Source organism: Shewanella carassii (genome assembly GCF_002777975.1).
Classification (GTDB): Bacteria; Pseudomonadota; Gammaproteobacteria; order Enterobacterales; family Shewanellaceae; genus Shewanella; species Shewanella carassii.
Genome location: NZ_NGVS01000006.1, coordinates 173,398 through 187,079 on the forward strand (window position 1 = coordinate 173,398; position 13,682 = coordinate 187,079).

Sequence of the window (13,682 nt, forward strand, 5' to 3'; positions counted from 1 at the left end):
CTCAGATTACCGGCAATAAAAAAACCAGCGCTTGGCGCTGGTTTTTTATTAACTGTTACTCTTCACCGTGGTCGCACTTGTCGTTGGTGCAGACGCCATAGAGGTAGAGGCTGTGATTGGTGAGCTTGATATTGTGACGCATGGCGATTTCATGTTGGCGGCGCTCAATAAGCTCATCGGAAAACTCGATCACTTTACCACAGCTCAGGCAAACCAGATGGTCGTGATGATGCTGGGTGGAGAGCTCAAATACGGCTTTGCCACTTTCGAAGTGGTGACGGCTGACAATGCCAGCATCATCAAACTGGTTCAGTACCCGATAGACGGTAGCCAGACCTATCTCTTCACCGATATCCAGCAGTTTCTTATATAAGTCTTCGGCGCTGATATGTTGGTTTTCCGGTTCTTGCATCAGCTCCAGGATTTTGACTCGTGGCAGGGTGATTTTCAAACCCGCTTTTTTCAGCGCTTGATTTCCATCTGTCATGGCTAATCTCTTGATTGCAGAACCTTGATATTACACATAGGTTCGTCCGTGGATAATAGACCCCATTATATGTGTACTGTTCTAAAACTTAAACCTCTGATCTGGCTTTTGGTACTTCTGTGGGGCAACTTGGCTATAATCGACATAAATTTGAATAAAAACAAGCAATTTAAACATACTTTTTGTATGGTTATACCAAGGCATAATTGCAGCTTTTGTTCATCGTTGGCAGGATGGACTAAAAACAAAAAGGACACTAGATGCATCGACGAATCGTGGTTTTAACCGGCGCCGGGATCTCTGCCGAGTCCGGACTGCGTACCTTTAGGGATCAGGATGGCCTATGGGAAGAGCATCATATTGAAGATGTGGCGACCCCAGAAGGTTATGAACGTGACCCTGAGTTGGTCGAGCGCTTCTACAATGGCCGCTGGCAGCAACTGCACGCGGGCAATATAGAACCCAACGCTGCTCACACGGCGCTATCTCGCCTAGAGCAGGAGTTTGACGGTGAGCTGCTGATAGTCACCCAGAATATTGACGATCTGCACGAGAGAGCCGGTTCCAGGCGCTTACTGCATATGCACGGTGAACTTTCCAAGGGGCGTTGTCCGCGCTCCCGGCAAACCTTTACCCTGCATGAACCCTTCGGGCCTGAAAATACCTGTACCTGCTGTATTCCGGCGCAGCGTCTGCGGCCTCATGTGGTTTGGTTCGGTGAAATGCCTCTGGGAATGGATAGAATTCACGATGCGCTGGATCACTGCGATCTCTTTATTGCCATTGGCACTTCAGGCACTGTCTATCCTGCTGCCGGCTTTGTCGACAGCGCCAATCATCATGGTGCGCTGACCGTCGAGGTCAATCTGATGCCGGCAGACAGACACAGCCAGTTTCAAATTCATCTGCAAGGCAAGGCCAGTGAGATGGTCCCGGCACTGGTGGAGCGTATCCTTGCCGGTCAGTCTATCTGCAATCAAACCGGCCATAGTTGATGCCTGAGCCCAAAACAGATGTCAGCCTACTTGAGCCGCCTATCGGTATTTCAAGTGTGCGTAATATCCAGGGCTTCAAGGAGGTTATTGACCCCGGGACGATTGATGGTAACAGCCGCTTGGCGATCATCATGCGCGGTCTGCCGGGCAGCGGCAAATCTTACTGGGTTCGGCAGTTTATCCAGGAACTACCAGCGAGGCTTGCTCAGAATGTCACTGAGAGAGGCCTGTGCTCAACCGACAGCTTCTTTTACCAAAATAACCGCTACTGCTTCGACATTGCCCGTTTGCCGGAATTTCACCAGCTCAACCTGAGCCGCTTCATCGAGGCGTTGGCAACCGGTGTGCCAGTGGTTATTTGTGATAATACCAACATGGCACTGTGGGAGTTTGCGGCCTATCAGGTGGCTGCGAGGGCTTTAGGTTATCGAGTGCATATTCAACAGATTGGTGATGTGCGCAGTAACACACATCAACGTGAATGTGCCAAGCGAAACAAACACGGCGTCAGTCTTAAATCCATTCAAAGAATGGCTGGTTTATTTCAACAATTAACATAACAGATTCTGAAAGCGGTTTTGTTTGTAGTGGCAACTAAGCTAAGACCCTGATAACACATTTCACCTGTTTATCATTTTGCTGTTTAAGCATATTCAGCCGTGGCTGACGAAGGCGCTGTCATCTTGATTTTGCTCGCTCGTCAGTGCGGCCACTTCCAGCATGGCCCGGCTCAGGCAGCTTAGCTCTTCTGCGCTGATACCATAGGGCGGCATGATATAGATGAGTTTGCCAAAGGGACGGATCCACACGCCGCGGGCAACAAATTCGGCCTGCAGCGCAGCGGTATTGACCTGTTTGTGCATCTCCAGTACCCCAACGGCGCCAAGTACCCGTACCGCTTTGACTCCCGGCAGTACCGCTGCCGGTGCCAGTTCCTGTTTAAGCTGAGTTTCAATGGCCTTGACCTGAGCTTGCCACTCACCGCTTGCCAGCAGGGCTAGGCTGGCGCGGGCGGCACTACAGGCCAGAGGATTGGCCATAAAGGTCGGCCCATGCATAAATACGCCGGCAGGGGAGCTGTCTATGCCCGCCGCCACTTTATCGCTGCACAGCGTCGCCGCCAGACTGATATAGCCGCCGGTGAGCGCCTTGCCGACACACATGATGTCCGGCGCTATGTCTGCGTGTTCGCAGGCAAACAGCTTACCGGTGCGGCCAAAACCTGTGGCGATTTCATCCAGGATCAGCAGTACATCGTACTTGTCGCACAGGGCTCTTGCCGCCTTGAGATAGTCGGCGCTGTAAAACCACATGCCACCGGCACCTTGCATTATGGGCTCGAGGATTAGCGCGGCGGTTTGCTTGCCGTGCTCGGCCAGCATGGCTTCGAGTCCGGCGATGTCATCTGCTTTAGCGGTTTCACCAAAGGGTGTGCTCGGCGCCGGGGCAAACAGTTGCCGGGCCACATTGTCACCAAACATGGTGTGCATACCGCCCTCCGGGTCGCAGACGCTCATGGCGGCGAACGTGTCGCCATGGTAGCCCTGCTTGACCGTCATGATGCGGTTTTTCTCTGTCTTGTTTTGCCCTTGCCAGTACTGCAGCGCCATCTTCAGCGCCACCTCCACCGCAATGGAACCTGAGTCAGCCAAAAACACCTTGGTCAGCGGTTCCGGGGTGATAGTGATGAGCTGGCGACACAGTTCTATGGCGCTCTCATGGGTGATCCCTCCGAACATCACATGGCTCAGGCGTTTGAGTTGCTCTTCCATGGCGCTGAGAATTGCCGGGTGGCTGTAACCATGGACGCAGGCCCACCAGGAGCTGGTGCCGTCGATAAGCTCGCGACCATCCTCCAGCGTCAGGCGTACGCCTTCGGCGGCTTTAACCCCATAAACGGGTAGGGTGTGGCTCATGGAAGTGTAGGGATGCCAGATATGCTGACGGTCAAAACAATAATCTATGCTCATATATTAACCAAAGGTAAACCTGTGCAACTGGTTGGCGTTGACAGTGAGGGCGTCGCGGGTATGCTAACGAAAATAATTCAGGCCTTCAAGCAGCCAGCTGAACCCGGATCCCGATGGATTAATCGGCAAAATCGGCTTCAGCAACAAATAGATCAGACTCAGGTAACACAGAATATGTCCAATACAGAGCTGCGCCATGACTGGCGCCGTGAAGAGGTTGAAGCCCTCTTTGCCCTGCCGATGAATGATTTGTTGTTTCGTGCCCACAGCGTGCACAGAACCCATTTCAATCCCAATGAAGTTCAGGTCAGCCGTCTGTTGTCAATTAAGACGGGTGCCTGTCCGGAAGACTGCAAATATTGCCCCCAGAGCGCCCGCTACGACACAGGATTGGAAAAAGAGCGTCTGCTGGAGATGGAAAAGGTACTGACAGAGGCCAGAAGTGCCAAGGCCGCCGGTGCGACCCGCTTCTGCATGGGAGCCGCCTGGCGTAACCCGCATGAACGCGATATGCCTTATCTCAAGCAGATGGTGCAGGAGGTTAAATCCCTGGGAATGGAAACCTGTATGACTCTGGGTATGCTCAGCGAAAACCAGGCCAACGAGCTGGCCGAAGCCGGGCTGGATTACTACAACCATAACCTGGATACCTCGCCGGAATACTATGGTGACATCATCACCACCCGCACCTATCAGCAGCGGTTGGACACCCTGGCCAATGTGCGCGCCGCCGGTATGAAGGTGTGCTCCGGCGGGATTGTCGGCATGGGCGAGCAGGCCACCGACAGGGCGGGTTTGCTGCAACAGTTGGCTAATCTTGAGCAACATCCCGACTCTGTGCCTATCAATATGTTGGTCAAGGTGGCCGGTACGCCGCTGGACAGCCTGGACGACCTGGATCCACTGGAGTTTGTGCGCACCATAGCCGTGGCCAGAATCATGATGCCTTTGTCGCGGGTTCGCTTGTCGGCCGGGCGTGAAAATATGACAGATGAGCTGCAGGCCATGTGTTTCTTTGCCGGCGCCAACTCGATTTTCTATGGGTGCAAGTTGTTGACCACCGCCAACCCGGAAGAAAATGACGATATGAGCCTGTTCCGCCGTCTGGGATTGACCCCGGAGCAAGGCAAGGCCGCCACGGTCGAGGAAGAGGGCGCCGAAATAGCCCGCGTCGCGGCCAAGGCAGAGGCTATCAATAACAAGGCTCAGGGACAGTTTTACGACGCCGGAGCCCTGTAACTTGACCTCATTGCTGGACAAAATGGCCCGCCGCCGTGAAGAGCTTGCGCGCGGCGGCTTGCTCAGGCAAAGACGCTGCTTCGCCGCAGCGTCCGGCCGTGAGCGACTATTGCATCCTGTTGCCCAAGCCACAGGCAAACCATTGCTGGATTTTGCCGCCAATGATTATCTGGGCCTAGCCCGTCATCCCAAGGTCATCTCTGCGCTTGCCAAGGGGGCAACTCTCTATGGCTGCGGCAGCGGCGCTTCACCTCTGGTTTCAGGTTACAGCGAGGCGCATCTCAAGCTCGAACAAGGTCTGTGCCGGGCACTCGGTGCAGAAGCGGCGTTACTGTTCAGCTGTGGTTTTGCCGCCAACACTGCGCTGATGAAAACCCTGTTTAGCGCCGAAGATACAGTGATTGCCGACAAATTGGTGCATGCCTCCATGATAGATGGCCTGCGCGACTCAAAGGCCAAAATACGGCGTTTTGCCCATAACGATATGGCGGCCGCCACAGCGCTTTTGGCCCGGCATCCCGGCAGCGCAGTGCTCACCGAAACCGTGTTCAGCATGGATGGCGACAGGGCGCCGCTCGGTAAATTGAGTCACTTGTGCCAAGCGCATGGCAGCCCGCTTATTCTCGATGATGCCCACGGTTTCGCTCTATTTGAGTCTTCACCCTTGCCGGTATTTGCCCGCTTGGTGACCTTTGGCAAGGCGCTCGGTGGTCAGGGCGCGGCGATTGTGGGCTCGCAGGAATTGATAGACTATCTGGTGGCCAATGCCCGTGAATACATTTATTCCACCGCGCTGTCACCGGCCTGCTGTATGGGCGTGCTCGAGGCTCTGGAGCTGATCCAGCAAGAGCCTTTGCTCGAGCGCCTCAACGCCAATATCGCTTTGTTTCGCCGCAGCTGCCAAGCGGCGGGGATCTCCTTGATGCCATCTGAGTCGCCAATTCAACCTCTGTTGGTGGGTGAGAGTGGCAAGTGTATGGCGCTGGCGGCAAGGCTTTTGGAACGCGGTTTCCTGGTGGGGGCGATTCGGCCACCCACAGTCCCCCAAGGCAGTGCCAGACTGCGTATTACCCTGAGCGCCGAGCACAGGGAGCAGGATATACTGGCCTTGGCCTCGACACTGGCGGAGCTGATGGCATGAGCAACATCAGTCACGAACCTCTGGCCAGTCACACAGGCCTGGTGCAATCCGTGCCGCTAGGGGATGTCGCCGGGCGTTTTTCCAAGGCGGCAAGCGCTTATGAACGCCACAATAAGGTGCAGCGTCTGACGGCCGAAGCCTTACTTGACTGGGACGATTGCCCACACTCAGGACAACTGCTGGATATAGGTGCAGGTCCGGGCACGGCTTTTGCCACGCTCAGGCCCCAAAGCGTGACCGCCCTGGATATCGCCAGCGGAATGCTCAAGCAGCTGAAGGGAAACTTCCCCGATTATCAGGCTGTTTGTGGCGATGCCGAGCAGCTTCCCTTTGGCGACAATAGTTTCGATGCGGTTTATTCCAATCTGGCGCTGCAGTGGTGCGGCGATATTCCGGCCGCCTTGGCAGAGATTTTTCGGGTCATGCGCCCGGGCGGTTCGGTACGCCTTGCCATAGTGGCCCTGGGCAGTTTGCCCGAATTACAGACGTTGGGGCTGCGAGTCAAGGCGTTTGCAGCCGAGGATATGTTGGAGCAAGCGCTGGGCCAGCATCCCTGGCAGAGCTTGCACACGCAAAGCCATATCTTTCAGTGCCATTTCGCCAATCTCAGGGAATTGCTTTACTCCATCAAGGGGGTCGGCGCTTCAGTCGGCGCCGACAAAAACTCAGGTGCCGGGCTCAAGGGAAAGGGTTTTTGGCATACACTTAACGGGCAGGCCGAGGTCCTTAGAACGGACAAGGGAATGCCGCTGACATACAGGATAGTAATGGTTCAGGCCCAAAAATAACCATTGATGTTTAGGCTGTAGGGGTAGTTCAGCGATGATTTTTTTTGTAACAGGTACAGATACCGACAGTGGCAAGACTCAGGTCGGAGCTGCGCTGCTGCATAAGGCACGAGTCGAGCATGGCTTGAAAACCTTGGGGGTCAAACCCCTGGCCTCGGGTTGCCACAACACCCCATACGGGCTGAGAAACCCGGACGCCCTGGCCCTGATGGATGAGTCCACTCTGAAACTGCAATACGACAAGGTGAATCCTTTCAGTTTTGAGCCGGCGATTGCCCCTCATATTGCTGCCGCTGATCTCGGCCTGGATATCAGCCCTGAGGCGGTACTAGCAGCGCTGGATTTCACCCAGTATGCCATGGCCGATTTCTGCCTGATAGAAGGGGCCGGTGGTTGGCGTTTGCCTTTGGGGGAGGGGCGTTTCTTATCGGAAGCGGTGCAGGGACTGGCTCTGCCCGTGATTCTGGTGGTGGGAATGAAGCTTGGCTGTCTTAATCATGCCGTATTGACCCAGGAAGTGATCCGCGCTGATGGGCTTGAAATCGCCGGTTGGGTGGCCAACCGCGCCGAAGCCGATATGAGCCGCTTCGATGAAAACCTGGCCAGTCTTAAAGACTTGATGCAGGCACCGCTATTGGGAGTGGTGCCGCATCTGGCTCATCCCAGTGCCGAGGCCATGTCTCAGCACCTGGATTTGAGCCCTTTGCTGGCTAAAGCGCATGGTTGAGCCCTGGAGTTAACAAGCAGCAAGGCCCCGTAGGGCCAAGTGTTTTTTAGCTCAAAAGATTGGAAAGATCACTGCCTACAGGCACGGGGATCTCCTGCTCTACACCGCTGAACAGATAAGCTTCCTTATCTCCCAAAAGACTCAGTTTATTGTCCTGCAGCAACAGGGCGCTGCCTTCCTGGATAGCCAGCACCGGCGTCTTGGGATCAACACTGGTAAACTCAAGCAAACGCTGGGCCCGGGTTTCACCATTATGCCCCGGCGCCTTGTAGTTGCTGTAATGCGGATTGATCTGCAGTGGCAGCAGGCCAAGGGCACTGAATGATGGCGGCTCTATAATAGGCATATCATTGGTGGTACGTATGCTGAGGCCGGCAATATTTGAACCGGCACTCCAGCCGATATAGGGTTTGCCGGCGGCGACTTCCTCTTTGATCAGATGCAGCAGATCGTAGCGGTACAACTCATGCAATAGGTGGAAGGTATTGCCACCACCAACCAGAATGCCGTCAGCATCGCGAATAGCCTGCTTGGGGTCGCCATGTTGATGGATAGAGGAGATATCCAGTCTCAATGGCGCCAGGCCATTAACCACGGCTTCCAGATAGTTGTCATAGCTCATGCTGACACCGGCGTAAGGGATAAATATCCACTTGCGGGCCTTTTCTGTCATGGGTTCAATATAGGGCAGGGCATGTTCCAGGTAGGGGGTGTCGCCAGCGCGGGAGCTGCTGAGCAGCAGGGCATTTATCGTCATAATCGTCGCTGTCCTTCAGATTTGTTTGCGTTGTTTGATGGTAACAAAAAGCCTTTGCACTCAACAATCGTGACCGACTTTTTTCACCGTCTTAAAAAGCCGCACTTGGGATGTTGATTAAGTTTAATTTAATCAACGCTGCCTAGACTGCTGCTTCCTCTGCGTCGGGAGAGGCTGAGTGGGGAAAACTAAACAATAATTTATTTTTTTCCCCTTGAATTCCTGCAAAGCAGACATATTATGTCTGCAATGACGCAATTCCGGTACAGAAGGTACCTTACAGGAGCTGATATGAAGCGTGTATTTCTACTGATTTTGACTAACCTTGCCATTTTGCTGGTGGCATCGATCGTCATGTCTATTTTGGGTGTCAATACTAAGACCATGGGTGGTCTGCTGGTGTTTGCGGCGATCTTCGGTTTCGGTGGCGCCTTTATCAGCTTGGCGATTTCCAAGTGGATGGCCAAGAAGACCATGGGCTGTGAAGTGATCACTGAGCCCCGTGACAACACAGAGCGTTGGTTGCTCGATACCGTCGCCCGTCAGGCACAGCAGGCCGGGATTAAGATGCCGGAAGTGGCTATCTACCAGTCGCCTGAGCTGAACGCCTTTGCTACTGGCCCAAGCAAAAACAACTCTCTGGTGGCAGTGAGTACCGGCCTGCTTTACGGCATGAGTGCCGATGAAGTCGAAGCCGTACTGGCGCACGAAGTTAGCCACGTGGCCAACGGTGACATGGTGACTCTGACCCTGATCCAAGGCGTGGTAAACACCTTTGTTATCTTCGCCGCCCGCGTGGTTGCCGGTATCGTCAACAACTTTGTCGCCAGCAACGATGAAGAAGGTGAAGGCCTGGGCACTATCGCCTATATGGCGGTGGTATTTGTGCTGGATATGCTGTTCGGTATTCTGGCCTCCATGGTGGTGGCATACTTCTCCCGCATTCGTGAGTTCCGCGCCGATGAAGGTGCTGCTCGCCTTGCCGGTAAGAATAAGATGATTGCGGCCCTTGAACGTCTGCGTACTGGCCCGGAAACCGGTGCCATGCCAGCCAATATGTCGGCCTTCGGTATCAACGGCAAGCGTTCAATGACCGAACTCTTTATGAGTCATCCACCGCTAGAAAAGCGTATTGAAGCGTTGAGAAACCGCGGATAATTCAACGATACTTTCTCTCAAGGAGGCCTATTGGCCTCCTTTTTTATGCTGTTGAAACGCTTATTAATACAGAAGTCACTAGGTAAATTAAATGTAAAATTCCGTAATTAACCGATGGTTACATGATTCAGCGCACATTTTGCTTTTGCGCAAGTTGCTAAAGTGGCGCCGACTTAAATTAGTTTGCCAATTGGCAAAAGCTTGACTAAGTTAATCCAAGTCGTGCTATTTGTTGATAGAGAGACGAAAGTCATACCTGACATAAGAACTTTCGCTCGACTGTCATTATCGGAGGATATTATTGTGAGCAAGAAACTATTGAGTGTGTTGTTCGGTGCTGGTCTGGCCGCACTGGCCCTGTCACCATCTGCTTTTGCAGAAGATCAAAAGCTGTCTGATTTCCACGCGGATATGGGCGGCTGTGAAAGCTGTCACGCCGATGGTTCTCCTTCTGCTGACGGCGCCTATGAATTTGAACAGTGTCAAAGCTGCCATGGTTCGTTGGCAGAAATGGACGCAGTGCACAAGCCTCACGATGGCGCACTGGTATGTGCCGATTGTCATGCCCCTCACGATATGAATGTCGGTCAGAAGCCTACCTGCGATAGCTGCCACGATGATGGCCGTACTTCGGAAAGTGCTCTGAAGTAAGCCCGTATCGCTCGAATGACAACGCCGGCTTAATGCCGGCGTTATTGTTTCTGGCTTGTGCTGATCTCTGGTTCAGCATGGGCCGATATCTTAATCTAGTCTTTATCCACCGGCGTTGTTGGCAGATATTTATTGCCGGAAAACATAGCCGAAATGATACCGGGCTGACGCTTACGCTCGGCGTGGATCACCGCTGCTATGTGCAGCAATACCAACAGAAGCAACAGATATACGCTGTAGACATGGACTTTTCCTGCCAAGCCCTTGGCACCTTTAATCGCTGCAGCCTTGTCTGGATTAACGCCTGTGTCATCATAGGGTTTGAGGTTGGTAGGTTCGACACCATCGGCGGCGATATATTCCTGAACCATGCCGCCCAGCGGTGGATAGTAGATGTCAGTACCGGCTCGCACCAAACCTGTCACCATGATCAGGGTCAGCAGACCAAACAAAGCGATGACCGCCAGTTTTCCCGCCGGATTATGACCGAGATATTGTGGGTTTTCGCCTTTCTTGAGAGCCGCGCGATAGCTTGCCAATTCCCCTTTTTTCGGGAGCAGTGTGCCAAGACGCGCCTTAATGGGACCGAATAATCCCCACAGTAATCTGAATGCCAGGTTGATGGCAAAGACATAACCTATCCAGACATGCAGTGTTTTCAAGCCGATTTTGGCGTCGAGGCCGCTGATCCCCAAATTGGATTTGAACATCATTACTCCGCCGATGATTGTCATCATTAGTACTAACACCAGGTTTACCCAGTGAAAAAGGCGAGTGGGAAGATCCCAGGCCTGATAGCGAGACAGGCGCACTTCGCCCGCAGTATTGGTTTCCATATTTGATCCCCCAGATCTGTTTTACCCCTTTATGTTAATGCCTGTGGCGGCGCTTGTTCAGTTAACTCTTATTCATTTTGAGTGTGAAACTGGGGGCTGTGCTGCTATTTCAAGTAATCACTGATTTTGATACATAGGTTAATTTAATGTAAATTTCGTTTGTGTGATCAATCGAGGGCCGCCTATGTTCAATGTGATGCACTGGTTAGTGGTTTCCAGGTCCGCTCTGTTGACCGAGCTGATGGATAGCCGTTGGCCGCAGGAGTTTTTGGTGCGCTTATCCTGTTTCTCCCCCGAGCGATGGCACATTGATGCCTTGGGAGCCGATGTCGACATGCTGCTGCTGGATTTGGCTACAGTGGAGTCGGCCTTGGGCTATAAAATCCTTAAACAGGCCGCCAAGAGCCGCGGTTGCAAAGTGGTGTTACTGCATTATCCCAGAAGGGTGGAGTATGAATGCCTGTTGTTGCCGTCTGTGGTCAAGGCGGTTTTCTATCCTGAGGCGAGCTTGGCACAGCTAGGCCGTGGCCTGGATATTGTGCAGAAGGGCGGCTGCGATATTCCTTTTGAGTTGCAATCTCGGCTGGCCAAGGGAGAACTTAGTGGCGATGTGCTGACTTTCAGGGAGCGGGAGGTGTTGCAGGCGCTACTGGCCGGGCTCAGTAATCAACAGATTGCCACTTCCCTGTATGTCAGTGAGAGTACGGTTAAGACCCATCTCTATCGGGTATTTCGCAAACTGAATTTAAGCAACCGGGCCCAGGCGATGGCCTGGGCTCAGCGCCACTTGATGGCCGATGTGGCCGAGAGTCAAGGCTCAGGCAGTTAGGGCAGGTGCGAATAAGTCCTCGCGACACTCTGGCTTACACAGCAATTGGCGTTCAAGGCATCTGACTGAAGGCATGCCGGGGTCTGTCGAAGTCGGATAACGCAGAGAGCCGGTTGCTGTGAAAGCCTCAAAGGGCATGACTTACAGGCTTGCCTGCTGTGTTATGCTTCTTGCAAAGGACTAGGGCCATTTGCTGCGAACCACGCCTTGCATCCAAGCCTGTAAGCCTACGCAGAGCACGCATGGGACTTGTTCGCACCTTCCTTAACCCAGCCAGGCCTTGGCTTTGGCTGGATCGGTGAGCTTGAGTGACACAGTATCTATTGCCGCCGGGTTGATAGGCAGTTGGCCTGTCATCAGTTCATCACGGCGGAAGAAGTGCAGCTCCAGACTATCGCCGGGCTCATATTGCTGCAGTTCATTTTCAAACTGAGCGCCGACCTGCAGACCATTGGCGGCAATCAACAGGTCCTCGGCCGCGAGCCCGGCGCTGTGAGCCGCGCTGCCGTTGGTCACACTCACAATCCTTAACCCCAGGGCTTCAGCCTTGTAGCGGGCTCCGAAGCCGATTTTTTGCCCCTCAACATCCCCACCGCCCTGATCCTGAGCGCCTTGGGCACTGCGAAGCTGCATCTCGATTCCGAATTGCGCCAGCAGGGGCGCCAGCGGCAACTCTTGGGTATTATCCAGAAAGGCAAATTCTGCGCTGGCATCCCGGCCAAGCAGCTCCTCATAGAGGCGGCGATGGGAGTCATCTTCAGTGCCTATACCCTGGCTGCCAAAGGCCTGCCACAGCTTTTGCATCAGGTTATCTAGGGTGTATTTCCCCTGGGTTTCCAGTCTCAGAGTCAAGTCCAGATACAGGGCAAACAAAGCTCCCTTGGTGTAATAGCTGACGATGGCGTTGGCGGCGTTTTCATCCTGTTTGTAGAACTTGGTCCAGGCATTGAAGCTCGATTCTGTCAGGCTCTGCAACTGCCTGCCCGGCATGCGATACACCCGGGTCATGGTCTGGGATAGCATCTCCAGATATTGTTCATTGGAAACCCTGTTGGCTCTGAGTGTCATCAGGTCATCATAATAAGAAGTGATACCTTCATAAGCCCACAATTGACGGGTGTAGCTCTCAGCCTCCAACGCATAGGGAATGAAGCTGGCAGGCTTAATGCGTTTGACGTTCCAGCTGTGGAAGTATTCGTGACTGCAGAGCGACAGATAAGTGCGGTAATCCTTGTTAACCGGCATCTCCATACTCAGCGGCAGATCCTTACGGGAGCAGTGCAGGGCGGTGGAGGCTCTGTGTTCCAGTCCTCCAAAGCCATTGCCCAATACCTGAGTCATAAACAGGTAGCGTTCAAACGGCGCTTCACCGAAGAGGCGGATCTGGCTCTCGCAAATAGCCTTGAGATCGTCAAGCAGCCTGGGCATATGGCAGCGGTGACGCCCAGTCAGTATCACATCATGGCGCACGCCACAGGCCTCAAAACTGCCATGGGTAAAGGTGCCCATCTCCACTGGATGGTCGATAAGCTCATCATAGTTGGCGGCGCTGAAACGGCCGAACTGCCACTCTTCACCTTCGATTCGACTCAGGGTTGTTGCCAGTTGCCAGTTGGCTTCCTCTTTGGGAGGCAGAATTTCCAGCTCCAGCGGCTCAAGCTCTTTGTCGGCCACCGCCAGAAAGACGCTGCTGCCGTTGAAAAAGCCGTGGGTTTGATCCAGATGGGCGCTGCGCACCGACATATCCCAGGCATAAACCGAGTAGCGCAGTTGCAGTGATTCGGCATTGGAATCTATCTGCCAGCGCTGCTTGTCGAGCTGAGTAATGCTGAGTGGACGCTCCAGCTCATCAAAGGCTTTAAGATCTATGATATTGCGACAAAAATCGCGAACCATGTAGCTGCCCGGGATCCAGGATGGCAACCAAAGTTCCTGTCTCGGGGCCGGTGCCTGAATGGTGATGTTGACCTCAAACAGGTGAGCGTGGGGATCTATGGGGCAAATCTGATAACTGATCATCTAATATCCGTATGAATCGTTGACGAGTGCCGGGAGCCAAATTGGGTGCTATCCGGCTGAGCATAGCGACAATGCTGCCAAAAAA

Annotated in this window: 14 protein-coding genes; 9 read left to right on the forward strand and 5 right to left on the reverse strand. The window is 53.6% G+C overall.

The window, feature by feature from the left end; genetic code table 11:
• Window positions 1-55 precede the first annotated feature (55 nt).
• Window positions 56-487, reverse strand: a complete 432-nt coding sequence (gene fur / locus CBE72_RS03800) for a ferric iron uptake transcriptional regulator (protein WP_100142385.1) — start codon at window positions 485-487, stop codon at window positions 56-58.
• Between the two features lie 260 nt (window positions 488-747).
• Here fur and cobB point away from each other — a divergent pair, with 260 nt between their 5' ends.
• Window positions 748-1,482 (forward strand): Sir2 family NAD+-dependent deacetylase, encoded by a 735-nt coding sequence (gene cobB / locus CBE72_RS03805; protein WP_100142386.1) that lies wholly within the window; start codon window positions 748-750, stop codon window positions 1,480-1,482.
• Between the two features lie 131 nt (window positions 1,483-1,613).
• Complete coding sequence (locus tag CBE72_RS03810) at window positions 1,614-2,042, forward strand: AAA family ATPase (RefSeq protein WP_229671837.1); 429 nt, start codon at window positions 1,614-1,616, stop codon at window positions 2,040-2,042.
• A gap of 93 nt (window positions 2,043-2,135) precedes the next feature.
• Here the strand turns inward: CBE72_RS03810 and bioA are convergent, their stop codons facing one another.
• Window positions 2,136-3,452, reverse strand: a complete 1,317-nt coding sequence (gene bioA / locus CBE72_RS03815; protein WP_100142388.1) for an adenosylmethionine--8-amino-7-oxononanoate transaminase — start codon at window positions 3,450-3,452, stop codon at window positions 2,136-2,138.
• A gap of 174 nt (window positions 3,453-3,626) precedes the next feature.
• Here bioA and bioB point away from each other — a divergent pair, with 174 nt between their 5' ends.
• The 4 genes from bioB to bioD are packed head-to-tail and all read left to right on the forward strand — an operon-like array spanning window position 3,627 to window position 7,347.
• Window positions 3,627-4,691, forward strand: a complete 1,065-nt coding sequence (gene bioB, locus CBE72_RS03820; RefSeq protein WP_039032871.1) for a biotin synthase BioB — start codon at window positions 3,627-3,629, stop codon at window positions 4,689-4,691.
• A 1-nt stretch (window position 4,692) separates the two neighbouring features.
• Window positions 4,693-5,832 carry an aminotransferase class I/II-fold pyridoxal phosphate-dependent enzyme gene (locus CBE72_RS03825; protein WP_167387636.1) on the forward strand — a complete coding sequence of 380 codons (1,140 nt, stop codon included), beginning with the start codon at window positions 4,693-4,695 and terminating at the stop codon, window positions 5,830-5,832.
• On the forward strand, window positions 5,829-6,620 hold the full coding sequence (locus tag CBE72_RS03830) for a methyltransferase domain-containing protein (RefSeq protein ID WP_100142389.1): 792 nt from the start codon (window positions 5,829-5,831) through the stop codon (window positions 6,618-6,620). Before CBE72_RS03825 ends, CBE72_RS03830 begins: the two co-directional genes overlap by 4 nt.
• 37 nt (window positions 6,621-6,657) lie before the next feature.
• Window positions 6,658-7,347: a dethiobiotin synthase gene (bioD, locus tag CBE72_RS03835; protein WP_100142635.1), complete on the forward strand. Its 690-nt coding sequence runs from the start codon at window positions 6,658-6,660 to the stop codon at window positions 7,345-7,347.
• A gap of 46 nt (window positions 7,348-7,393) precedes the next feature.
• Here the strand turns inward: bioD and pepE are convergent, their stop codons facing one another.
• Window positions 7,394-8,104: a dipeptidase PepE gene (pepE, locus tag CBE72_RS03840; RefSeq protein ID WP_100142390.1), complete on the reverse strand. Its 711-nt coding sequence runs from the start codon at window positions 8,102-8,104 to the stop codon at window positions 7,394-7,396.
• Window positions 8,105-8,395: 291 nt separating this feature from the next.
• On the opposite strand from pepE, the gene htpX reads away from it, so the two are divergent.
• Both htpX and cctA read left to right on the forward strand, forming a co-directional pair.
• A complete protein-coding gene (gene htpX / locus CBE72_RS03845) occupies window positions 8,396-9,262 on the forward strand; it encodes a protease HtpX (RefSeq protein ID WP_100142391.1) in 867 nt (288 codons plus the stop codon).
• Between the two features lie 303 nt (window positions 9,263-9,565).
• Window positions 9,566-9,913 (forward strand): tetraheme c-type cytochrome CctA, encoded by a 348-nt coding sequence (gene cctA, locus CBE72_RS03850; protein ID WP_100142392.1) that lies wholly within the window; start codon window positions 9,566-9,568, stop codon window positions 9,911-9,913.
• 95 nt (window positions 9,914-10,008) lie between these two features.
• Here cctA and CBE72_RS03855 read toward each other — a convergent pair whose 3' ends face one another.
• Window positions 10,009-10,749 (reverse strand): cytochrome b/b6 domain-containing protein, encoded by a 741-nt coding sequence (locus CBE72_RS03855; protein WP_100142393.1) that lies wholly within the window; start codon window positions 10,747-10,749, stop codon window positions 10,009-10,011.
• 184 nt (window positions 10,750-10,933) lie between these two features.
• Here CBE72_RS03855 and CBE72_RS03860 point away from each other — a divergent pair, with 184 nt between their 5' ends.
• Window positions 10,934-11,578: a helix-turn-helix transcriptional regulator gene (locus CBE72_RS03860; protein ID WP_100142394.1), complete on the forward strand. Its 645-nt coding sequence runs from the start codon at window positions 10,934-10,936 to the stop codon at window positions 11,576-11,578.
• A 264-nt stretch (window positions 11,579-11,842) separates the two neighbouring features.
• Here the strand turns inward: CBE72_RS03860 and CBE72_RS03865 are convergent, their stop codons facing one another.
• Complete coding sequence (locus CBE72_RS03865; RefSeq protein WP_100142395.1) at window positions 11,843-13,597, reverse strand: M61 family metallopeptidase; 1,755 nt, start codon at window positions 13,595-13,597, stop codon at window positions 11,843-11,845.
• Window positions 13,598-13,682 lie beyond the last annotated feature (85 nt).

Excerpts from the sequence above, each read along its gene's own strand:
- fur (WP_100142385.1), bottom strand. The coding sequence starts at position 487 with ATGACAGATGGAAATCAAGCGCTGAAAAAAGCGGGTTTGAAAATCACC.
- cobB (WP_100142386.1), top strand. The coding sequence starts at position 748 with ATGCATCGACGAATCGTGGTTTTAACCGGCGCCGGGATCTCTGCCGAG.
- CBE72_RS03810 (WP_229671837.1), top strand. The coding sequence starts at position 1,614 with ATGCGCGGTCTGCCGGGCAGCGGCAAATCTTACTGGGTTCGGCAGTTT.
- bioA (WP_100142388.1), bottom strand. The coding sequence starts at position 3,452 with ATGAGCATAGATTATTGTTTTGACCGTCAGCATATCTGGCATCCCTAC.
- bioB (WP_039032871.1), top strand. The coding sequence starts at position 3,627 with ATGTCCAATACAGAGCTGCGCCATGACTGGCGCCGTGAAGAGGTTGAA.
- CBE72_RS03830 (WP_100142389.1), top strand. The coding sequence starts at position 5,829 with ATGAGCAACATCAGTCACGAACCTCTGGCCAGTCACACAGGCCTGGTG.
- pepE (WP_100142390.1), bottom strand. The coding sequence starts at position 8,104 with ATGACGATAAATGCCCTGCTGCTCAGCAGCTCCCGCGCTGGCGACACC.
- htpX (WP_100142391.1), top strand. The coding sequence starts at position 8,396 with ATGAAGCGTGTATTTCTACTGATTTTGACTAACCTTGCCATTTTGCTG.
- CBE72_RS03855 (WP_100142393.1), bottom strand. The coding sequence starts at position 10,749 with ATGGAAACCAATACTGCGGGCGAAGTGCGCCTGTCTCGCTATCAGGCC.
- CBE72_RS03860 (WP_100142394.1), top strand. The coding sequence starts at position 10,934 with ATGTTCAATGTGATGCACTGGTTAGTGGTTTCCAGGTCCGCTCTGTTG.
- CBE72_RS03865 (WP_100142395.1), bottom strand. The coding sequence starts at position 13,597 with ATGATCAGTTATCAGATTTGCCCCATAGATCCCCACGCTCACCTGTTT.